19 protein-coding genes, 1 tRNA gene and 2 pseudogenes are annotated in these 21,396 nt (G+C 70.0%); 16 read left to right on the forward strand and 6 right to left on the reverse strand.

Translation table 11 applies throughout. The annotated features are described in order from the left end of the window. The first annotated feature begins 63 nt into the window (after positions 1–63). From ACIGEZ_RS21275 to ACIGEZ_RS21285, 3 genes and pseudogenes are all read left to right on the forward strand, one after another. Entirely contained in the window at positions 64–1,446 is a 1,383-nt protein-coding gene (locus tag ACIGEZ_RS21275; RefSeq protein ID WP_399833295.1) for a class II 3-deoxy-7-phosphoheptulonate synthase, read from the forward strand. 62 nt (positions 1,447–1,508) lie between these two features. After that, a pseudogene (locus tag ACIGEZ_RS21280) lies at positions 1,509–1,838 on the forward strand (chorismate synthase); the annotation flags it as partial. A 10-nt stretch (positions 1,839–1,848) separates the two neighbouring features. Continuing rightward, complete coding sequence (locus ACIGEZ_RS21285; protein ID WP_399833297.1) at positions 1,849–2,202, forward strand: chorismate mutase; 354 nt, start codon at positions 1,849–1,851, stop codon at positions 2,200–2,202. Positions 2,203–2,288: 86 nt separating this feature from the next. Here ACIGEZ_RS21285 and ACIGEZ_RS21290 read toward each other — a convergent pair whose 3' ends face one another. Further along, the gene (locus ACIGEZ_RS21290) at positions 2,289–2,654 is read right to left on the reverse strand and encodes a winged helix-turn-helix transcriptional regulator (protein ID WP_399833299.1); all 366 of its coding nucleotides are present in this window, start codon (positions 2,652–2,654) and stop codon (positions 2,289–2,291) included. A gap of 132 nt (positions 2,655–2,786) precedes the next feature. On the opposite strand from ACIGEZ_RS21290, the gene ACIGEZ_RS21295 reads away from it, so the two are divergent. The 9 genes from ACIGEZ_RS21295 to ACIGEZ_RS21335 all read left to right on the forward strand — a co-directional run bounded on the left by ACIGEZ_RS21295 (position 2,787) and on the right by ACIGEZ_RS21335 (position 11,498). Further along, complete coding sequence (locus ACIGEZ_RS21295; protein ID WP_399833301.1) at positions 2,787–3,254, forward strand: luciferase family protein; 468 nt, start codon at positions 2,787–2,789, stop codon at positions 3,252–3,254. 97 nt (positions 3,255–3,351) lie between these two features. Further along, a complete protein-coding gene (locus ACIGEZ_RS21300) occupies positions 3,352–4,281 on the forward strand; it encodes an NADP-dependent oxidoreductase (protein WP_399833303.1) in 930 nt (309 codons plus the stop codon). 122 nt (positions 4,282–4,403) lie between these two features. Continuing rightward, entirely contained in the window at positions 4,404–5,474 is a 1,071-nt protein-coding gene (locus ACIGEZ_RS21305) for a methyltransferase (RefSeq protein WP_399833305.1), read from the forward strand. Positions 5,475–5,580: 106 nt separating this feature from the next. After that, on the forward strand, positions 5,581–5,931 hold the full coding sequence (locus tag ACIGEZ_RS21310) for a DoxX family protein (protein WP_399833307.1): 351 nt from the start codon (positions 5,581–5,583) through the stop codon (positions 5,929–5,931). Between the two features lie 52 nt (positions 5,932–5,983). Further along, entirely contained in the window at positions 5,984–6,625 is a 642-nt protein-coding gene (locus tag ACIGEZ_RS21315; protein WP_399833309.1) for a disulfide bond formation protein DsbA, read from the forward strand. A gap of 243 nt (positions 6,626–6,868) precedes the next feature. Beyond that, positions 6,869–8,452: a M4 family metallopeptidase gene (locus ACIGEZ_RS21320; RefSeq protein WP_399833311.1), complete on the forward strand. Its 1,584-nt coding sequence runs from the start codon at positions 6,869–6,871 to the stop codon at positions 8,450–8,452. 232 nt (positions 8,453–8,684) lie between these two features. Then, on the forward strand, positions 8,685–10,361 hold the full coding sequence (locus tag ACIGEZ_RS21325) for an SWIM zinc finger domain-containing protein (protein ID WP_399833313.1): 1,677 nt from the start codon (positions 8,685–8,687) through the stop codon (positions 10,359–10,361). A 174-nt stretch (positions 10,362–10,535) separates the two neighbouring features. Further along, positions 10,536–10,697 (forward strand): hypothetical protein, encoded by a 162-nt coding sequence (locus ACIGEZ_RS21330; RefSeq protein ID WP_399833753.1) that lies wholly within the window; start codon positions 10,536–10,538, stop codon positions 10,695–10,697. Positions 10,698–11,222: 525 nt separating this feature from the next. After that, a complete protein-coding gene (locus tag ACIGEZ_RS21335; protein ID WP_399833315.1) occupies positions 11,223–11,498 on the forward strand; it encodes a hypothetical protein in 276 nt (91 codons plus the stop codon). A gap of 650 nt (positions 11,499–12,148) precedes the next feature. Here ACIGEZ_RS21335 and ACIGEZ_RS21340 read toward each other — a convergent pair. The 5 genes and pseudogenes from ACIGEZ_RS21340 to ACIGEZ_RS21360 form a co-directional block, all read right to left on the reverse strand. Continuing rightward, positions 12,149–12,823, reverse strand: coding sequence for a DsbA family protein (locus tag ACIGEZ_RS21340; protein WP_399833317.1), 675 nt, complete (start codon positions 12,821–12,823; stop codon positions 12,149–12,151). Between the two features lie 76 nt (positions 12,824–12,899). Further along, positions 12,900–13,654, reverse strand: a pseudogene (locus tag ACIGEZ_RS21345) (helix-turn-helix domain-containing protein); the annotation flags it as partial. Beyond that, the gene (locus tag ACIGEZ_RS21350; protein WP_399833319.1) at positions 13,651–14,829 is read right to left on the reverse strand and encodes a Cmx/CmrA family chloramphenicol efflux MFS transporter; all 1,179 of its coding nucleotides are present in this window, start codon (positions 14,827–14,829) and stop codon (positions 13,651–13,653) included. The pseudogene ACIGEZ_RS21345 and the gene ACIGEZ_RS21350, both read right to left, overlap by 4 nt. Before the next feature lie 533 nt (positions 14,830–15,362). After that, positions 15,363–15,980, reverse strand: coding sequence for a hypothetical protein (locus tag ACIGEZ_RS21355; protein ID WP_399833321.1), 618 nt, complete (start codon positions 15,978–15,980; stop codon positions 15,363–15,365). Positions 15,981–16,265: 285 nt separating this feature from the next. Next, positions 16,266–16,337 (reverse strand) — tRNA-Arg (locus tag ACIGEZ_RS21360). Positions 16,338–16,496: 159 nt separating this feature from the next. Between ACIGEZ_RS21360 and ACIGEZ_RS21365 the strand changes: the two genes are divergently transcribed. The 4 genes from ACIGEZ_RS21365 (at position 16,497) to ACIGEZ_RS21380 (ending at position 21,391) form a co-directional block, all read left to right on the forward strand. After that, positions 16,497–16,985 carry a response regulator gene (locus tag ACIGEZ_RS21365; RefSeq protein WP_399833323.1) on the forward strand — a complete coding sequence of 163 codons (489 nt, stop codon included), beginning with the start codon at positions 16,497–16,499 and terminating at the stop codon, positions 16,983–16,985. A gap of 442 nt (positions 16,986–17,427) precedes the next feature. Continuing rightward, complete coding sequence (nrtL, locus tag ACIGEZ_RS21370) at positions 17,428–18,534, forward strand: ArgS-related anticodon-binding protein NrtL (RefSeq protein ID WP_399833325.1); 1,107 nt, start codon at positions 17,428–17,430, stop codon at positions 18,532–18,534. An 11-nt stretch (positions 18,535–18,545) separates the two neighbouring features. Then, the gene (gene lysA, locus ACIGEZ_RS21375) at positions 18,546–19,937 is read left to right on the forward strand and encodes a diaminopimelate decarboxylase (RefSeq protein WP_399833327.1); all 1,392 of its coding nucleotides are present in this window, start codon (positions 18,546–18,548) and stop codon (positions 19,935–19,937) included. Positions 19,938–20,098: 161 nt separating this feature from the next. Further along, positions 20,099–21,391: a homoserine dehydrogenase gene (locus tag ACIGEZ_RS21380; protein ID WP_399833329.1), complete on the forward strand. Its 1,293-nt coding sequence runs from the start codon at positions 20,099–20,101 to the stop codon at positions 21,389–21,391. Positions 21,392–21,396 lie beyond the last annotated feature (5 nt).

Genomic DNA, 21,396 nt, shown 5'->3' on the forward strand with positions numbered 1-21,396 from the left:
ACGAGCCAGAGCCAGAGCCCGAGCCCGTACCCCCACTGCCTTCCTCCCCGAGAGGTACCTGTGATGGAGACCCTGAAGCCCGAGCCCCTCGCAATCGAACTGGTGAACACCTGGGACGGGCTGCCCGCCGCCCAGCAGCCCGAGTACCCCGACCCCGCCGCCGTCCACCGCGTCACCCGCGAGCTCGCCGCCGCGCCGCCGCTCGTCTTCGCCGGCGAGTGCGAACGCCTCAAGGACCGGCTCGCCGCCGTCGCCAGAGGTGAGGCCCTGCTGCTCCAGGGCGGCGACTGCGCCGAGACCTTCGACAGGGTCTCCGCCGAGACCGTGCACAGCAAGCTCAACACCCTCATGCAGATGTCCGCCGTGCTCACGTACGCGGCGGCGATGCCCGTCGTGAAGGTCGGCCGCATCGCCGGCCAGTACGCCAAGCCGCGCTCCAAGCCCACCGAGACCCGCGACGGCCTCACCCTCCCCACCTACCGCGGCGACGCCGTCAACGGCCTCGCCTTCACCGCCGAGGCCCGCGTCCCCGACCCGGAGCGGCTGCTGCGGATGTACCAGGCCTCCTCCAACACCCTCAACCTCGTACGGGCGTTCACGGCGGGCGGCTACGCGGCGCTCAGCCAGGTCCACGAGTGGAACCGCGACTTCATCGCCGGCTCCCCGCTGGGCGAGCAGTACGAGGCCATCGCGGCCGGCATCGACCGGGCGCTGAAGTTCATGCGGGCCACCGGGGCCAGCCCGCGCGCCTTCGACGACTCCGAGGTCTACGTTTCCCACGAGGGCCTGCTCCTCGACTACGAGGTCCCGCTCACCCGCCACGACGCAGACGCCCGTGCCGACGGGGGCGGCCGCCTCTACGCCACCTCCGCGCACATGCTCTGGATCGGCGAGCGCACCCGCGACCTGGACGGCGCCCACGTCGAGTACTTCTCCCGGATCGCCAACCCCATCGGCGTCAAGCTCGGCCCGACCACCACCCCCGACACCGCGCTCCGCCTCATCGACCGCCTCGACCCCGAGCGCGAGCCCGGCCGGCTCACCTTCGTCGTACGGCTCGGCGTGGAGCAGGTGCACGACGTGCTGCCCACCCTGGTCGAGAAGGTCACCGCTTCCGGCGCCACGGTCGCCTGGGTCTGCGACCCGATGCACGGCAACACCGTCGAGGCCCCGTCAGGCCACAAGACCCGGCACTTCGACGACATCCTGGGCGAGGTACGTGCCTTCTTCGAGGTGCACGGCTCCCTCGGCACCCACGCGGGCGGCATCCACGTCGAGCTCACCGGCGACGACGTCACCGAGTGTGTCGGCGGCGGGCACGACCTGGGCTTCCCCGACCTCTTCGACCGCTACGAGTCGGCCTGCGACCCGCGGCTGAACCGCAGCCAGTCACTCGATCTGGCCTTCCTGGTCGCGGAGTTCCTGCACGGAGAGGACGGGTCGTGACCGCAGTGGCACGACCGCGCCGGCTGACTGCGGGCGAGTCCCACGGACCCGCGCTGGTCGAGGCGACGGCCGGGGGACTGCGCCGGACCTCGGGCCGTGCCGGCGGCACCGAGGGCGGCCTGAGCACCGGCGAACCGCTGCGCGTCCGGGTGGCGACGAAGCCGATCGCGACGGTCCCGCGCGCCCTGGCCACGGTCGACATGGCCACGGGCGGGGCGGCGGCCGCGCACCACCAGCGCTCGGACGTCTGCGCCGTTCCGGCGGCCGGCATCGTCGCCGAGGCGATGGTCGCGCCCGTCCTGGCGGACGCCGTCGTCGAGGAGTTCGGCGACAGCGGGCCCGAGACGCGCCGCAACGTCAGGTCGTACCTCGACCACCTCTCCGTACGGTGAAGGAGGAAGCATGACCCTGCGCACGACCGAACGCCCGGCCGCATCCGCGCCCGTCCCCGCCGAGCTCGGCCGGCTCCGGGAAAGCATCGACAACATCGACGCGGCGGTGATCCACCTGCTCGCCGAGCGTTTCACCCACACCCGACGGGTCGGGGAGCTGAAGGCCGAACACGGGTTGCCGCCGGCCGATCCGGCGCGCGAGGCCCGCCAGATCGCCCGGCTGCGGGAGATCGCCGAATCGGCCCGGCTGGACCCGGAGTTCGCCGAGAAGTTCCTCGGCTTCGTGGTGGCGGAGGTGATCCGCCACCACGAGTCGATCGCGAGGTCGATCGCGAGGTCGACCGCGCGGTCGACCTCGCGGTGACGCCTACCGGTGGCGGGGGTACGCCGCCCCTGCCACCCGCGCCGTCGCCGTGGCCCACCCGCGCCGTCGCCCGGGCCGCGCCGGAATCAGCCCGCGTCGAAGGTCCGGCGCGACATGCTGATGTACTCGCGGTGCTCCTCGGACCACCTGATCAGCGAGGCGACCTCCGTCGAGAGCGTCTGGCCGACCGGCGTCAGCTCGTAGTCGACGCGCGGCGGCGTACTGGGTGTCACGGTCCTGATCACCAGGCCGTCCCGCTCCAGGCTGCGCAGCGTGAGCGTGAGCATGCGCTGCGAGATCCCGTCGATGGAACGGCGGAGCTCCGAATAGCGCAGGGGGCCGTCCCCCAGAATCGCCATGATCAGGACGCTCCATTTGTCGCCGACCCGGTCGAGCACCTCGCGGAGCCGGCAGGTCACCAGACCCGCGCTGACCTGGTCGGGAACATCCATGTGCGTAGCGATCTTTGAAGTGCCGTCTTCTGCCACACCTGCAGGATCGCCCACAATTCTTGTGGAAACAAGAAGTAACCAGCGCACTGTTTGTGCGCGGCTTTGCCGCACCCGTACCGGAGGAAAAAGCCCATGGCCGTCGATCTGAGCGTTCTGCCCCCGCGAAAGGGGCCCCGTCCCGAGACGACCGGCCGGGAGATTCCGCACGACCAGCTGGAGGACTTCTCGCCGCCGGAGATCCGCGAGGCCCTGGTGGCGCGCGCCCAGCGGCTGCCCGGCGTGTTCACCAGCCCCAGCCTGGTCTCCGAGCCGGGCTCCCTCGCCCTGCGGCTCCAGCGCCGCAACCGCCCCTTCGAGGCGTTCCTGCACCCGTCCGTCGACGAGTTCGGGCACATCCACCGGTCCGGGTTCATGCACCTGACGGTGCCGCTCGCGGACCTGGCGGCGCTGACCGAGCTGGGCTGGACCGAGCCGCACCCCATCACCCGGCGCGCGGAGTTCCCGGACAGCATCGTGATGCTCTACGCGCCGCGCGACGAGGACGAGCTGGAGGTGGCCGCCATGGTGCTGCAGGCCTCGTACGAGCAGGCGGTCTCCTGAGCCCGCCCCCGCCTCCCCTCATGCACTTCACACACCTCGTGCATATCCACCGACTCACCCCGCTCTTATCTGCTGCACCGGAAAGAGGAAATCAGCCATGCGCGCAGTGACCATCGAGGAATTCGGCGCGATCCCGACCGTCACCGAGGTGACCAAGCCGGTCCCCGGTCCCGGCGAGATCCTGGTCAAGGTCAGCCACTCCTCCCTCAACGGCTTCGACGGCGCCGTCATCTACGGATTCCTCAAGGACGTCCTTGAGCACAAGTTCCCGGTGACCCTCGGCAAGGACTTCGCCGGCACGGTCGAGGCCGTCGGCGAGGGCGTCGGGCGCGCCGCCGGCGAGCGGGTCTTCGGCGTCGTGATGAAGCCGGTCGTCCAGGACGGCGCCCTCGCCGAGTACGTGGTGGTGGGCGAGGGCTACGGCATCGCCGCCGCCCCCGAAGGCCTGGACGCGGCCCACGCCGGGGCGCTCGGCCTGGCCGGTTCGGCCGCCGTCGGCGTGGTCGACGCGCTGGCCCCGCAGCAGGGCGAGACCGTCCTGGTCGTCGGCGCGACCGGCGGTGTGGGCGCGTACGCGGTGCAGCTCGCCGCCAGGACCGGCGCCACGGTCATCGCGACGGCGAGGCCGGGCGCGGAGACCGAGTTCGTGAAGGGCCTCGGCGCCGCGCACGTCGTCGACCACACCGCCGACCTGGCCGCGCAGGTCCGCGCCATCGCCCCGGGCGGCGTGCACGCGGCGGCCCACCTGGCCGGCGACCCGGCCGCCGTCGCCACCCTGGTCGCCGCCGGCGGCCGGCTCGCCTCCACGCTCGGCTTCGGCCCCGAGGCCGCCGCCGGACTCGACCTCACCGCCACCTCGGTGATGGCCAACCCCGACCCGGCCACCCTCCAGCGCCTGGCCGACGCCGTCGTCTCGGGCGCCCTGACGGTGCCGATCGCCGAGACCTTCGCCCTGGACGCGGTCGCCCAGGGATTCGCCGCCTTCGGCGCGGGCACGGTCGGCAAGATCGCCGTCTCCGTCGCCTGACGCTCCGCCTTGCGTACGGGGTGACCGGGGCCGACCGGCCCGGGCCGCCCCGTACGTTCGTGCACCCCCCCACGCACGTACGACGTCCGTCAGCCAGACCTCGGAGACTTTCGGAGGCTTCCATGGATGCACGTACCAGCGCCGCCACCGCACCTGAGCAGGAGCAGGACCAAGAGAACACGCCGCAACAGCCCGACTTCGCCGGGATGTTCGACCTGGTCACCGGCTTCTGGGTGGCCCGGACGGTGCACGCCGGCACCGCGCTCGGCCTGCCCGACCACGTCGCCGGCCGGCCCGGGACCGCGGCCGAGCTCGCCGCCCTCACCGGCACCGACCCCCGCTCCCTGCACCGGCTCCTGCGCGCCCTCGCGGCCGTCGGCGTCCTGCGGGTCGACGGCGAGGGCCGCTACACCACCACCGCCCTCGGCGACACGCTGCGCACCGACGTACCCGGCTCGCTCGCCTCGTTCGTGCAGCTGGAGCTCGGCGCCGCGCACCACGGCGCCTGGGGCCTGCTGACGGACGCCGTCCGCAGCGGGGAGCCGGTCTTCGAGGCGGCGTCGGGCCACCCGATCTGGGAGTACTTCGCGCGTACGCCGGAGCTGGCCGACCACCTCGGCAAGGCGATGACCGGCCTGACCGCCATGGTCGCGGACGCGGTCCTGGACGTCTTCGACTTCGGCCCGTACCGCCGGATCGTGGACGTCGGCGGCGGTGAGGGCGGCTTCCTCGCCGCGATCCTCGGCGCCCATCCCGGCGTGTCCGGCACCGTGTTCGACCTGCCGCACGTGGTCGCCAACGGCCGCACCCGGATCGCGGAGGCGGGCCTCGCGGACCGCTGCGCACTGATCGGTGGCAGCTTCTTCGAGAAGGTCCCCCAGGGCGGCGACCTCTACACGATGAAGTGGGTCCTGCACGACTGGAGCGACGACTCGAGCATCGAGATCCTCACCTCCGTACGGCGCGCGATGCCGGCCGACGGACGGCTGCTGGTCGTGGACACGGTCGTGCCGGACGGCGGCGACTTCTCGCCGAGCAAGATCATCGACCTCAACATGATGGTGCTGAGCGGTGGCCAGGAGCGCACGGCGGACGAGTTCCGCGCCCTGTTCGAGGCGGCGGGCTTCACGCTGACGAGGATCCTGCCGACGGCGTCGCCGAGCAGCGTGGTCGAGGCGATCCCGAACCCGTGACGCGCCCCCTTCCCGGCCTTCCGAACATCCCCCTTCCCGGCCTTCCGAACACCCACCTTCCCCACCCTCCGACTCGTTCAACTCCCCTCCCGTTCAAGGAGCATCCGTGTTCATCGCATACGTCGTCGTGGCGGTTCTGGTCTCGCTGATCCTGGTCGGATCGGCGCGCGGCAAGCTCGTGCGCGACGAGAAGATCGTCAGCGGCATGCAGAAGGTCAACGTGCCGGACAACTGGCTGCCGCGCCTCGCCACGCTGGAGATCCTGGGCGCGGTCGGCCTGATCGCGGGCATCTGGTTCCGCCCGCTGGGCGTCGCGGCCGGCGTGGGCGTGGTCCTGTACTTCCTGGGCGCGATCGTCACGCACCTGCGCGCCAAGGACGGCAAGGGCGCCCCGGTGCCGGCGGTCCTGGCGCTGCTCGCCGCCGTACCCGTCGTCCTCGGCCTCGCCACCAACTGAGCCTCGCCACCGACTGAACGGCACCCGCCGCACCGCAGGGAGGGAACATCGCATGACCACGCCCGAGATCCCGACGGTCGACCTCTGGTTCGACCCGCTGTGCCCGTGGACCTGGCTCACCTCGCGCTGGCTGGTGGAGGTCGAGCGCCAGGGCCTGGCGAAGATCCGCTGGAACGTGCTGAGCCTGGCGATCCTGAACGAGGACCGGATCGATCAGATCCCGGAGCAGTACCGGGAGTTGCTGGGCCCGAAGGGCTGGCGCCCGGTGCGCGTGGTGACCGCCGCCAAGGACAAGTGCGGCAACGAGGCGGCCGGCCGGCTGTACACGGAGCTGGGCACCCGCTTCCACCCCGGCGGGCAGGGCCCCGAGCCGGACGTGATCCGGGAGGCGTTGGAGGCGGCCGGGCTGCCGGCCGGCGAGCTCATGCCGTACGCGGAGAACGACACGTACGACGGCGAGGTGCGCAGCTCGCACGAGGCGAGTCAGGCGGCGGTGGGCGAGGAGTCGGGCAGCCCGGTCCTCGCGGTGCCGGGACCGGAGGGGGAGCGGCTGGGCTACTTCGGCCCGATCCTCTCGCGGACGCCGAAGGGGGAGGAAGCCGCCCGGCTGTGGCAGGCGGTGCTGCTGGCGGCTTCGGTGGGGGGATTCGCGGAGTTCAAGCGGGTTCGGGCGTCCGGACCGGCCTTCGGCTGACTCCCCGGCGAGACCCTGGACCACCCCGGTACGACCCCTCTGCCACCCCCGTACCACCCCTGTATCGCCCCTACGTGACCCTCAGGGCGGTCAGCTCCCCGCATAACGGACGGAGTTGGCCGCCCTTCGGACAACTACTGGTCAAATCCTTGTTGCATACCTGTCATTCGGGTTCCTTCGCTGGCACGCTCACAGCCGCACCACCCCCCCACACCCCCCACGCTTCACAGCGAAGGAGCCCGCGTGACCCGCCAGCAGTCCTCGCACCGTCGTACCACCGCCCGAGCCGCCGCCCTCATCGCATCGGCCGCCATGGTCGTCGTCGGAGTCCAGACCGGATCCGCCAGCGCCGATGCCCAGCGCGAGGCCGGAGCGACCGCGCTCGTGCTCTCCGGCACCCAGCGCGCCGCCGCCATCCAGGGCGCCCAGGCGGAAGCGGCGGCCACCGCCAAGGCCATCGGCCTCACCGGCCAGGAGAAGCTGGTCGCCCGTGACGTCGTCAAGGACGCGGACGGCACCGTCCACACCCGCTACGAGCGCACCTACGAGGGCCTGCCGGTCCTCGGCGGCGACCTCGTGGTGCACGAGAAGAAGAACGGCGCCCGTTCGACCACCAAGGCGACCGAGGCCCGGATATCCGTGCCGACCACGGCCACGACCGCGGCCCAGGCCCCGGCCGCCGCGGCGCGCGCCGACTCCTCGGCCCGCAAGGTGATCTGGGCGGCGACGGGCAAGCCGGCCCTCGCGTGGGAGAGCGTCGTCCGGGGCACGCAGCCCGACGGCACCCCGAGCGAGCGTCACGTCATCACCGACGCGGCGAGCGGCAAGCAGCTCTACGCCTACGAGGCCATCGAGACCGGCGTCGGCAACACCCAGTACAGCGGCCAGGTCACGCTCGGCACGGCCCCCTCGTACACGCTGACCGACACGGCCCGCGGCGGCCACAAGACCTACGACCTGGCCGGCGGCACCAGTGGCAAGGGCACGCTGTTCACCAACAGCACCGACAGCTGGGGCAACGGCCTGGCGAGCAACCGCGAGACCGCCGCCGCGGACGCGCACTACGGCGCGGCCGTCACCTGGGACTTCTACAAGAACGAGCTCGGCCGCAACGGCATCCGCGGCGACGGCGTCGCGGCCTACTCGCGCGTCCACTACGGCAACGCGTACGTCAACGCGTTCTGGGACGACTCCTGCTTCTGCATGACGTACGGCGACGGCACGAACAACTCCAAGCCGCTGACGTCCCTGGACGTGGCGGGCCACGAGATGTCCCACGGCCTGACCGCCTCCACGGCCGGCCTGCGCTACAGCGGCGAGTCCGGCGGCCTGAACGAGGCGACGTCCGACATCTTCGGCACGTCGGTCGAGTTCTACGCGGCCAACTCCTCGGACGTCGGCGACTACCTCATCGGCGAGAAGATCGACATCCGCGGCAACGGCACCCCGCTCCGCTACATGGACAAGCCCAGCAAGGACGGCAACTCCGCCGACTACTGGTCCAAGAGCGTCGGCCGCCTCGACGTGCACTACTCCTCGGGCCCGGCCAACCACTTCTTCTACCTGCTCTCCGAAGGCAGCGGCACCAAGACCGTCAACGGCGTCACGTACAACTCCCCGACGTCCGACGGCTCCACGCTGACGGGCATCGGCCGGACCAAGGCCTACAAGATCTGGTACAAGGCCCTGACCACCTACATGACCTCCTCCACCAGCTACGCCGGCGCCCGCACCGCCACCCTCTCGGCGGCCCGCGACCTCTACGGCGCAGGCAGCACGGAGTACAACGCGGTCGCGGCGACCTGGACCGCCATCAACGTCAAGTAGCCATACCCGCAGGAGGGTCGCGCGGCGAGAGGGAGGCCGCGCGGCCCTTCGGCGTCTCACCGTCCGGTGAGGGCGGCCGGCGCCGACCACCGGGTGCGTTCAGAGCGCGTACCCCGGGGGAGTGAACAGCGCACCCTTCCAAGAGGTCTGACCGCAGGAGTTGTGCGACCCGGCGGCCGTTAGGGTGAGGGCTGTCGAGCGGAGCCCGAGCCGGATCGGAGCACGGAGAGTCGTGGGCGGTATCACGGAAGCGAAGCTGAGGGCGCTGGCCGGGGAGATTTCGTTCGAGCGTGGGCTCGGTTACGTCGACGCGGTGTCCGGTGTGGACGTCGGTGACGGCTGGATCAGGGCGTCCGTGCGCGGCTCGGAGCGGTACGAGTCGGAGCTGGTCCTGGACGGGCCCAAGGGGCCGGCGGGCACGTGCGACTGTCCGTACGGTCAGGAGGGCAACTTCTGCAAGCACCTGGTAGCTCTCGGCCTGACCGTGATCGCCCAGGAGGCGGACCTCCCCCGTCGGCGTGAGTCGGCCCGGGACCGGGCGCGCGGCGTCGACGCCTGGCTGTCCGGCCTGTCGCGCGAGGACCTGCTCGCTCTCGTGCGGGAGGAGATCGCCGGGGACCGGCAGCTGCGGCGCCGCCTGGAACTGCGGGCGGCGAGCGCTCGCGGAGACCTGGCCGGGATCCGGTCCCACATCCGTGAGCTGCTCGACATCGGCCCGTTCGCCCGGTACGGCTACGTCGAGTACGCCGACGCCCGCGCCTACGCCGAGCAGGCCGGGCAGGCGGTGTCCGCGATCCGGTCGCTGACCGCCTCGGGCCGGGCGGCTGACGCGATGGCGCTGGCGCGGGAGGCGATCGGGTTCCTGGCAGAGGTGGTCGAGAGCGTCGACGACTCCGACGGATGTCTTGGCGAGATCGGTACCGATCTCGCCGACGCCCACCACGACGCCTGCCGTGAAGCCGGCCCGGACCCGGAAGAACTCGCGCACTGGCTGGTGACTCACGAGCTCGGTGACTCCGCGGACCTGACGGACATCGACCCGCTCGACTACGAGGACCTGCTCGGCGAGCAGGGTCTGATCGCCCTGCGTCGGTACGCCACGGAAGCATGGACCGCGAACCGCACCGGTTGGGCCGAGAAGCACCTGATGCAGCGCCTGGCGAAGTCGGGCCGGGACGTCGACACGCTGATCGCCGTACACGCCGCCGACCTCGCGCCGAACGGCCACACCCACCTCCTCATCACCCGCGAACTCGAGGCTGCCGGCCGCCCCGCCGAAGCCCTGGAATGGGCCGAGCGCGGCATCCGCGAGACCGAGGACCTCGCCACCGTCGACACCGCCCTCGTCGACCACCTGACCGACCGCTACACCCAGACGGGCCGGCTCGCCGACGCCGTCACCCTGCGCCGCGACCACTTCACCGCCCGCCGCACCCTGCTCACCTACCAACAGTTGCGTGCCGCCGCCCGGGCCGCCGCGTGCTGGACGGTCGAGCGAGAGAAGGCCCTGGACTTCCTGCACGCCGACGCCAAACGGGAAGGCGATCACGCCGGCCGCGTCCTCGTCGACGCGCTCCTCGACGACAAGGACACCGACGCCGCCTGGCAGGCGGCCAGGGAGCACGGCGCCCACGACGGCCAGTGGCTCACCCTCGCCGACCACTCCCGCCCCACCCGCCCCGCCGACGCCCTCGCGGTCTACCACCGCCTGGCCACCCCGCTCACCCGCCAGACCGGCAACCACGCCTACGAGCAGCTCGTCAGCCTCCTCCTGAGCATCCGCGACTGCCACCGCCGCCTCGGCACACCGGACGACTTCGCCGCCTACGTCACCGACCTGCGCACCACCCAGAAGCGCAAGCGGAACCTGATCCGGCTCATGGACGACCACGGCCTGTCAGGCTCGTGACTCCGGCGCTGACTGGGCGCTGCTTCGCTGCGGATGTGGACAATCAGCCGCACACCTTCAGCGCGATGTCCCCCGTCTATTGGACTCGGGATCGGGCTCGAGGGCCACCTGGAAGAGCAGAACTCCCGCTCGTCGTTCTGGTACGGCTACGAGAGGGAGACCAGCTGGTGTCAGATGGAGATCGAGCCGATCGACGGGCCGGACGTCTTGCTGAACGGGGTCGTCGACCCGACGCGCCTCGACGAGTTGGGCCGCCTCCTCAGCTACCTCGGTCTCCCGTACGTGCTGGAACTCACCGACGAGAACAACACCCTGGTTCGCGAGATCAGAGGGTGACCCACCACCGCTCCCCAAGGTCCCTGAACACCGACGGATTCGAGGGGCCTTCCACCCAGGCGTAGCGACCTCAAGGACCCTCGTCTCGCAAGGTCTTCCTTTTCCAGGATGACACCGGTGGGCCGCTGTCGCATTCCCTTGCCACGGATGCGACTGCGGCAGCCACAGGCCAGGCTCAGGCACGCAGGATGCGGCCGCTCCCCGGCCCTGCACGGGGTTCGCCACCGGGTCCAACCCGATGTAGCCCCGGCAGAAGATGGCGATCCCACCGGCAAGTTCTGGAAGGCCGAGGACCGGTGCAATCGGCCGGTTGGCGTCGTCCATCCATGTGGTGGTCCAGCACAGCTTGAAGCCGAGTTGGAGCAGGACGCGCTCGTCGGCTGCCTCATCTCGGCGGGATGTAAGGGGCGGTTGCGTAACAGTTGCACCCATCTGCGTTCGGCGCACACTGGAAATTGAGCCCGCGTCACAGGGTTGCCGATGCGCTCGCCCTCATGCAGAGCAGGCAGAAGAAGGGAGCCTGTCATGCCCGAAGAAGCTGAGATTCGCGGTACCGTCAGCAAAGCGGGAGAGGAAAAGGTTGAGGTCTACAAGATGTCCCTCGACCTCGATGAAGCATCACGAGAGAAGCTGAAGGCGGACCCTGACGGGGTCATGAAGCGATTCCTGGAATCTCAGGGGTACACGGTCAACGCCCTGGAAATGCCAGATCTGCTGGCCCACGCGGATGTGTGGCCCTCGGGGTGGTACCACATTTCCAGCGGCCCACAGAAGTCCCGCTGGCATCCGATTTACATGTAGGCGGTACAGAAGATCAGGCATCAACTGCGTCGGCATCCATACAGTGCTGCGCTGATGGCAGGGAGATGAGGGAGGAGGCAGAGCCTCATGTTGTCCGACGGTAGGACGTGGACCGAAGAGCAGCAGAAGGCCATCGAAGACGCCTCGAACCACGTCAAGCGCGCCTTGATGGAGGCGGGGTCACGTCTCGCTGAAGTGGGCGTCAGGTTCGAATCGGGTTCACCGTGCCTCATCTGCGCGTGTGAGAATTTCGACGCAGGGACCGAGATGTGGTGCACCTGCTCTCATTCCCTCCCGGACCATTACATCTACTGACGTAAGGGCTGTTCTGTAACCGGTGGGCGGGCTCGGGGCAGGGTGTACCGCACGCGGCGGTGCGGCGCAGGGCGGAGGCTGCCGAGCTCAGGCCGGCTCTACCCAGACGTCGAAGTCGAGGCGAACGCCCTCAAGATGCGTTTGGGGGAGCCAACTGCGGCACTCCGCACGTGCCTCGACGGCCGTCAGGACGTGGCGAATCGGCGCATCGAGGACCTGGCTCCGCGAGCGCGAGCGAGCGGCGAGTGAAGTGCTCTGAGAGGCCCTGGGACCCAACCCGGGGCCTTCACCGCTCTTATGTGGTTCAGCCGGGGGCATACGGAGCACCAAGACCCTCAAGACGACTCGGCACTCGCTACCTCGTCGATGTAGCGCGTGAGGTATCCCGCGTCGAAGAGGAGCATGTCGTCCTGATGCTCCGGGAGCGGCACGCCATTGATCTCCATGGTCGGCTTGTCGGCGGAGACGGATACTGGGACTGGCTCTCTGGCAGCATCCACGAAGCTCTGATACTTCATCGTTTTGACGGCCGCATCGAAGCGCTCGCCGCGCAGACCCTCGACATGAGATGCCAGCGTCAGGAGATAGGTGTCAGTAATGCCTGCGGCCTGCTCCTTGGTGTGATCGCTGTAGAGGGCTTCGTAGTACTCAACGAACTTCCCCTCTTCCAAGGCTGCACGCAGGGCGTTCACGACCTTCTGTGAGGCGATGCCGCTGGAGGCCATGAACGTGTACTGAACCGTTCCCTCCCCTCTCTGCGCCATGCCGCGCAGCTCCGGCCAGGCACCGGTGGTCGCAAACTCTGCGCAGGAAGAGCATCGTGGGTCCACGTAGAGCCGCACCTTGGTCTTTGCGGCAGGATTTCCGAGGACGATGCTCGACCCGTCAGAGCTGAGCGACTCTGGTATGTCTGCGGGCTTGGCGTAGCCCGTGCGTTCTCCGCAGCCCGTCGCTGCAAGTCCGAAGGCGGCGATAGCGATCGCGCTCAGAACGCGATGTCTCAGCAGCAAGAGTGACTCCCCTAGTGGCAACTGGTGTTGCTGGCCATGACGTTGGTGACGCTCGCGTGGAGGCGTGAGACTGGAGGACGGAGCGCACGAAGACTGCGGCGCGGTAGTTTGCGCCGTTGTCGGTGACCACGTGGACGACCCGATGGATGCCGTGGGCGAGCGAAGAACGCGCGGGCGCGGCTGAGGAACGCCACGGTCGTGGTGGCCTTCTCGTTGGGAAGGGGCTCAGTGTAGGCCAAGCGGGAGAATCCGTCGACGGCGGAGTGCAGGTCGACGTATCCGCCCTTGGCGCCACTGGTCTTCGCGCGCTGTGCGGCCCTGGCCTGCTCGGAGCCGCGTCCGTGGGCCCGCCAGCCGTCGCCGTCGGGGATCCGTCCGACCTTCTTGACGTCCAGGTGGACCATGTGGCCCGGGTAGCGGGCCACGATCCGTTTCGACGGGCGCCTGTCGACCGAGCCGTCGGGGTCGAGGAACCGGCGATGGTCAATGCCCAGGCGCGCCAGCCACCGGCCTGCCGTGCGCTCGCTGATCTGCACTCCCTGGCTTGCGAGTTCGAGGGTGATCCGGCGGGCGGACCACTTCTTGTCCCGCCGTAACCGCTCGATCCGTTCGACGACATTGGGGTGGGGTCCGGGTCGGTGAGGATCGCGGGACGCTTGGGCGATCCTGCAGTCCGTCTTCGCCGTGCGTGTCGTACCGGTTCTTCCGCTTGGACAGGCAGGCGCGGGAGACACCGGCCTCGGCGGCGACGTGCGCGATCGGACGGGTACGGCGGCGTTCCACGAGCCTTTGGCGGCCCTCGATGTTCAAGGGGGCGTTCGCATGCGTCACCGGACCACCTCGGTGCTCCGGCCGGCCGTGACCACAGTGCGGAACGGGAGTGCGATGAGCAGTGCGATCGCGACGAGCAGGCTGCTTGCCCACAGCGGCCCGAGGTCCCCGAGCCCGGCACTGAAGGTGGTCGCGGCGACGAGGGGGCCGATGGCGGCGCCGACGTTGAGTGCTGCGGTCGCATACGAGCCGGCCATGGTGGGGGCTCCCGCAGCCTCGTAGAGGACCTGCGTAATCAGCGTGCTGCCCAGCGCGAACGACAAAGCGCCCTGCACGAACACGAGGGTGAACAGGGCAACCGGCTCGTTGGCCAGCACCGCCAGGGCCGACCAGCCGAGGAGCAGCAGCGGACCTCCGACTGCGATGACCAGACCGGGACGCTGGTCGGACAGCCGTCCGGCGACGATGACGCCGACGAAGGAACCGGCACCGAAGAGCACCAGAACGACAGAGATCCACAACTCGCCCAGCCCGGCGGTGCCGGTGACCACCGGGGCGAGGAAGGTGAAGCTTGCGAACGTTGCCGCGTTCACCAGCGCACCGAGCAGCATCGCCAGAATCAACCGCCGCCTTGTGAACCGGGCGAGCTCCGCTCGCAAGGTGGGCATGCCAGTTGCCTCTTCCTTCACACGTCCCGCCTGGATCCCCTTCAGGATGCCGAGAGCAGCGGGCAGGCAGAGAGCGGCGACCGCCCAGAATGTGGCCCGCCAGCCGAGCAACGTGCCGAGTACCGATCCACCAGGGACACCGGCGATCGTGGCCACCGTCGTGCCTGACAGCAGCACAGCCAGCGCACGTCCCTTCTTGTCGGGCGAGACCAGCGTGACGGCAGCTGTCAGAGCGACGGCAAGGAACCCGGCGTTCGCGAGCGCGGCGACGGCCCGGGTGGCGAACATGACCGCGAAGCTTGTGGTGACGGCGCCCACAGCGTGAGCTGCCGCGAATACGAGGATGAACCCGAGGAGGCTGGAGCGTCTGGGCCAGTTGCGAGCAAGCGCGGCCACAAGGGGGGCGCCGACCATCATGCCGACCGCAAAGGCCGAGGTGAGAACGCCTGCTGTCGCGACTGTGACGTCGAGATCTGAGGCGATGTCCGGCAAGAGGCCGGCGAGCATGAACTCCGAGGTGCTCATGGCGAAAACCGCCATGGCAAGTAGGTACAGCGGGAGAGGCATCGGGTGGCTCCGAGGTGAGGAGAAGCACGAGAAGGTCATCTCGTCACCGCGGCCAGCCCCTAGGACACACTCGTCCCACCACAGAATGCGGCGCGACGACAGTGCTACGAGCTCAGTGGTTCAGGGGGCTGACGGCGTGACCGAAAGCCCCCACCTTGTCTGACTCAGGACTCGACATGACCCGCACGCTACCCGACCGACTCCCGTCGAGGCACCGCGGTTTACCGGCATTGATCTGTGTCACCAACGCCCGGGCGTGCTTGAGCTTGTTGATGGCTCGTTCGACGGTGTTGCGCTTCTTGTAGCTTCGTCGCAGCCTGGTGGCCGTCCGCCTTGCGAGCCTTTGCGTAGGCGGGATGGTGTGTCGGATGCCGCGGCGTCGCAGGTAGTCGCGGCAGGGCCCGTTGCTGTAGGCCTTGCCCGCGGCGAGACTGTCAGGCTTCTTGCGGGGCCTGCCTGTCCCGAGTCGGGGAACGATGTGTGGCCGGAGCAGTCACGTGATCGACCCGGACTGGCTGGAACCGATCAGGAGATCACTCCTGGGGTGGGCCGATGACGGACTGTCCGATCTGCTCTGCCAGCCAGGACGCGTGCCGTTCCTCGGACCCGTCGCGATTCCTGCGGCGCACGTGGACGAGCACGGTGTGCTCACCGGAGCGCTGGTCGAGGTCTTGGGTTCGGCAGTTGAACAGCAAAGAGACCAGGGCGTTGTTGGCTTCGCCACGGATGTCACGGTCCGGTACATCAGGCCAGATCAGGCTGGACCACCAGATCTCGCCGATGTTCGGGCCTACCAAGGCAGCGAACTCCTCCTCGACGCTGCCCACGGGCCGGTATTCCATCGACGCCCAGAGCGGCAGGTGCGAGGAGAGGAAGTCCGGATCATGGGAAAGCTCGGGCGCGTGGACTCCGCCGTGCAAACCCGTCGGGTCGGAAGGATCCCGCGCCCAGTCCTCGACATCCTCTTTCCGGAACCAGGCATCCGGCAGCGCCTCACGTATCCGCAATACTTCCGGGACGGTGCACAGCTCGACGTCCACTGACACCTCCGCGTACTGCCGGTCGCCCATTGCCACGAGCTGACGCGCCACGCGCAGAGCGAGTACCGGGTCGGTGGTGCGGAAGACCGGGTACGCGATGGGGTTGGACATGCGAGCACCTTGCCACAGCCGACAGCGGACGAAGATCCATTTCCTGTAGAGGCGTCCCTGGCGTCTGGACGGCCACTGGGAGGGAGCCGGCGAGGCCCTGGGATTGGTCCCGGGCCCTTCGTCGTTTCCCGGTGCTGACCTGGCGATGCCGCCACGTTCCAAGCCGCGAACAGGCCGCGGCGCCTGTCACACGGCGACTCTGAGCGGCACACGCCCGCACATACAACAAGACCCCGTCCTCAGCGTTTCCGCTGACGGCGGGGTCTTTAGGCACTTCCTGCGAAGTGCCCCCGGCAGGATTCGAACCTGCGCACACGGCTCCGGAGGCCGTTGCTCTATCCCCTGAGCTACGGGGGCGTCCGCCGCGTTCGGCGGCGACGGGTAGAACCCTACCAGCTCGCTGAGGGTGGCTGTGAACAGGTATTTCCGCCGCGTCACCAGGGGGGTGTTCGCTCGCGCGGGTCAGAAGTGGGTAAAACCCGGACGCAGCCCTTCGCGGAGACCTACTCTCGACGTGTGTCAGGCGTGTCCGGGCGGGTGTTGGTTGTCGATGACAACAGGGTGATCCGCCAGCTGATCAGGGTCAATCTCGAACTCGAGGGGTTCGAGGTGGTGACCGCTGCCGATGGTGCCGAGTGTCTGGATGTCGTGCATCAGGTCTGTCCTGATGTCGTCACCCTCGATGTCGTCATGCCCCGTCTGGACGGGCTGAAGACCGCCGCGCGGTTGCGTGAGGATCCGCGGACGAGTCATCTGCCCGTGGCGATCATCAGCGCCTGCACCGAGTACGAGGTGGAGGGCGGAGCCGCAGCCATGTCCGCGGCGGACGTGTTCCTCGCGAAGCCCTTCGAGCCGGCCGAGCTCGTACGGGTCGTGCGGCAGCTCATGCACCGCGAGCGGCGTGGGCGTCGGGATGGCGATGCCGGTCAGGAGGGCGGCGAGGAGCCGCCACCCGCAGTGGACGGGCGGCAGGGGGCCGGCACCACGCGCCGCGGCGGGCGGTAGCGATCGGCGTCACGCGCGCCCCACGTGTAGTAGCGATCGGCATCACGCGCGCCCCACGTGTAGTAGCGGTCGGCATCACGTGCCGCGCGGGTAGTAGGGGTCGGGACTACGTGCTGCGGCGGGTAGGAACGGTCGGGACCATGTGCTGCCGCAGGTAGTAGACGTCGGGACCACGCCGCCGCCGGCGTAGTAGTCGGGACCGCGCCGCCGTCGGCGTAGTGGTCGGGACCATGCCGCCGCCAGCCGTTGCGGTCGGGACCCGCGGGGCCGCGATGGGTCGTACGGGACCGCACCGCCTTGCGGCGAGGGCGGTAAGGGGCGTGGTCGCTGCGGACTGGGACGCGCTTCCTGCCGGCCGTCCCTGGCCTGCGGCCCCCACCCCACCGCCCACATGCCGAAACCCGTTCGCGTTCGGACCCCCCTCCTCCCCTAGGCTTGTCCCGTGACCCCCGCGGACCTCTCCCTCACCGTGCTGCACGCCGTGCGCCGTGCGGTCGACGAGGGTGCGCTTCGGGTCGACGTGCCTTCGCGGGTCAAGGTCGAGCGGCCTCGGCCCGGCGGTACCGGTGACTACGCCAGCAGCATCGCGCTCAGCCTCGCCCGGCCTGCCGGGCGGCAGCCGCTCGACGTCGCCTCGATCCTCAGGGAGCGGCTGCACGGCAGCCCCGGGATCCTCGCCGTCGACATCACCGGGCCCGGGTTCCTCAACTTCACCCTCGACAAGGGGCAGAGCGCGCGGCTTGTCCGCGAGATCGCCATGGCCGGCGTCGGTTACGGGCACTCCGCCTCCCTCGCCGGCACCACCGTCCGGCTGCTTCCCGCCACCGAGCCCCGGGCCCGTCTCCTCACCGAGACCGTTCTCCGGCTGCTCCGTGCCCAAGGGGCCGACGCCGACCTCGCCGACCTCGCCGACCTCGCCGACCTCGTCGGCCGGAGCGAGGGTGACGGTGACGGTGACAGCTGCGGCTACGAGCGGATTCGGGCTCTTCCCGCTCCCTTCCGGCCCGACCTCCTCGGGTCCGACGCCGCCCGCTGGGCGCTCCTCCGGCCCGCCGCTCACGATCACGCGCTGCCCGGCGAGCCCCTCCTCGTCCAGCACGAGCGCAATCCCCTCTTCCGCGTCCGGTACGCCCACGCCCGCACGCAGCGCCTGCTCCACAACGGCGCCCAGCTGCACATCACCCCCGCGTACGACACCCCCTCGTACGACAGCTCCACCGACGACACCCCCGCGTACGACACCCCCACTCACGACACCCCCCCGTCCGAGTACGACGGCCTCGCCGCCGCCCCCCGCCTCCTCGCCCTCCTCGCCGATCACCCCGCCACCCTCCTCGCCGCCGCCCGTCTCCGCGCCCCCGACCGGGTCGCGCGCCACCTCGAGGCCGTGGCCGACGCGGTGCTCGCGTTTCAGCACACCGTTCTGCCGCTCGGCGACGAGAAACCCTCGGCCGCCCACCGTTCCCGGCTCGCGCTTGCCGAAGCTGCCGGGGTGGTGCTTGCCGGTGGCCTGTCCCTGCTCGGCATCAGCGCACCCGACCAGATGTGAAAGATGCAGACATGAGCCGTTCCGCCCACCCCGCCGGGCCCCGTCACGCCGATGTCCTTCCCGAGGGGCACTACTCCGCTCCGCCCGCCGACCTCAACCGCCTCGACCCCAAGGTCTGGGCGCGGACCGTCGGGCGTAACGAGGAGGGGCAGGTCACCGTCGGCGGCCTCAGTGTCGCCGCCCTCGCCGAGGAGTTCGGGACTCCCGCCTACTTCCTCGACGAGGCCGACTTCCGTGCCCGCTGCCGTGCCTGGGCCGACGCCTTCGGCAAGGACGCGGACGTGTTCTACGCGGGGAAGGCGTTCCTTTCGCGGGCCATCGTCCGGTGGCTCAAGGAAGAGGGGCTCAACCTCGACGTCTGCTCCGGTGGCGAGCTCAGCACCGCCCTGTCCGCCGGTATGCCGGCCGAGCGCATCGCCTTCCACGGCAACAACAAGAGCACCGAGGAGATCGAGCGCGCCGTGAGCGCCGGTGTCGGGCGGATCGTGCTCGACTCCTTCCAGGAGATCGTCCGGGTCGCGCACGTCGCCCAGTCGCTCGGGAAGCGGCAGCGGGTGCAGATCCGCGTCACCGTCGGCGTCGAGGCGCACACGCACGAGTTCATCGCCACCGCCCACGAGGATCAGAAGTTCGGCATCGCCCTGGCCGGCGGGCAGGCCGCCGAGGCCGTGCGGCGGGCGCTGAGGCTGGACGGGCTCGAGCTCATCGGGATCCACTCGCACATCGGGTCCCAGATCTTCGACATGGCGGGCTTCGAGGTCTCCGCCCGCAGGGTCGTCCAGCTGCTGGCAGCCGTGCGGGACGAGCACGGGGTCGAGCTGCCCGAGATCGACCTCGGTGGCGGTCTCGGCATCGCGTACACCTCCGACGACGACCCCCGCGAGCCGCACGACATCGCCAAGGCGCTGACCGAGATCGTCAGCCGCGAGTGCGAGGCCGCCGGGCTGCGGACGCCGCGCATCTCCGTCGAGCCGGGGCGCGCCATCGTCGGGCCGACCGCCTTCACCCTGTACGAGGTGGGCACGGTCAAGCCGCTGGAGGGGCTGCGGACGTACGTCTCCGTCGACGGCGGCATGTCGGACAACATCCGCACCGCCCTGTACGACGCCGAGTACAGCGTCGCCCTGGTCTCCCGTACGAGTGACGCCGAGCCCATGCTCGCCCGTGTCGTCGGCAAGCACTGCGAGAGCGGCGACATCGTCGTACGCGACGCCTTCCTGCCCGCCGACGTGGCGCCCGGCGACCTCATCGCCGTGCCGGCCACGGGTGCGTACTGCCGCTCCATGGCGAGCAACTACAACCACGCGCTCCGCCCGCCCGTCGTCGCCGTCCGAGACGGCGAGGCGCGCGTGATCGTACGGCGCGAGACGGAGGAAGATCTCCTGCGTCTGGACGTCGGATGATGAAATAGTCGGGTGGTGGAATCCATGTCTCACCATCCGGACTGAGGGCGGAAACGCCCGTCCGGTGAGTGAGACTGGTTCCCACCGTCGGGAAACCGTAGAGAACCGTAGAAACACGACCGTAGACATACGAGTCGAAGTCGTTCGAGAGACGAGGTCGGATGATGCGTACGCGTCCGCTGAAGGTGGCGCTGCTGGGCTGTGGAGTGGTCGGCTCAGAGGTGGCGCGCATCATGACGACGCACGCCGACGACCTCGCCGCGCGCATCGGCGCGCCGGTCGAGCTCGCCGGTGTGGCGGTCCGCCGCCCGGACAAGGTCCGCGGGGGCGTGCCCGCCGAGCTGATCACCACCGACGCGACCGCCCTCGTCAAACGCGGGGACATCGACGTCGTCGTCGAGGTCATCGGCGGGATCGAGCCGGCCCGCTCCCTCATCACCACCGCCTTCGAGCACGGCGCCTCCGTCGTCTCCGCCAACAAGGCGCTGCTCGCCCAGGACGGCGCGAACCTCTACGCCGCCGCCGAGCAGCACGGGCAGGATCTCTACTACGAGGCCGCCGTGGCCGGGGCCATCCCGCTCATCCGGCCGCTGCGCGAGTCGCTCGCCGGGGACAAGATCAATCGTGTGATGGGGATCGTCAACGGGACGACCAACTTCATCCTCGACAAGATGGACACCTCCGGGGCCGGCTACAGCGAGGCGCTCGACGAGGCCACCGCGCTCGGGTACGCCGAGGCCGACCCGACCGCCGACGTCGAGGGCTTCGACGCCGCAGCCAAGGCCGCCATCCTCGCCGGGATCGCCTTCCACACCCGCGTCCGCCTCGACGACGTCTACCGCGAGGGCATGACCGAGGTCACCGCCGCCGACTTCGCCTCCGCCAAGCAGATGGGCTGCACCATCAAGCTGCTCGCCATCTGCGAGCGGGCCGCCGACGGCGGGTCCGTCACCGCGCGCGTGCACCCCGCGATGATCCCGCTCAGCCACCCGCTCGCCTCGGTCCGCGAGGCGTACAACGCGGTCTTCGTCGAGGCGGACGCCGCCGGGCGGCTCATGTTCTACGGCCCCGGCGCCGGCGGCGCGCCGACCGCCTCGGCCGTGCTCGGCGACCTCGTCGCCGTATGCCGCAACAAGCTCAACGAGGCCAACGGCCCCGGTGAGTCCGCGTACACCCAGCTGCCCGTGAGCCCCATGGGCGACGTGGTGACGCGGTACCACATCAGCCTCGACGTGGCCGACAAGCCTGGCGTCCTCGCCCAGGTCGCGACGGTCTTCGCCGAGCACGGCGTGTCGATCGACACCGTCCGCCAGACGGGCAAGGACGGCGAGGCCTCCCTCGTCGTCGTCACCCACCGCGCGCCCGACGCCGCCCTTTCGGGGACCGTCGAGGCGCTGCGCAAGCTCGACACCGTGCGCGGTGTCGCCAGCATCATGCGTGTTGAAGGGGAGTAAGGACC

It is taken from the genome of Streptomyces sp. NPDC085481 (assembly GCF_044541845.1).
Taxonomy (GTDB): Bacteria; Actinomycetota; Actinomycetes; order Streptomycetales; family Streptomycetaceae; genus Streptomyces.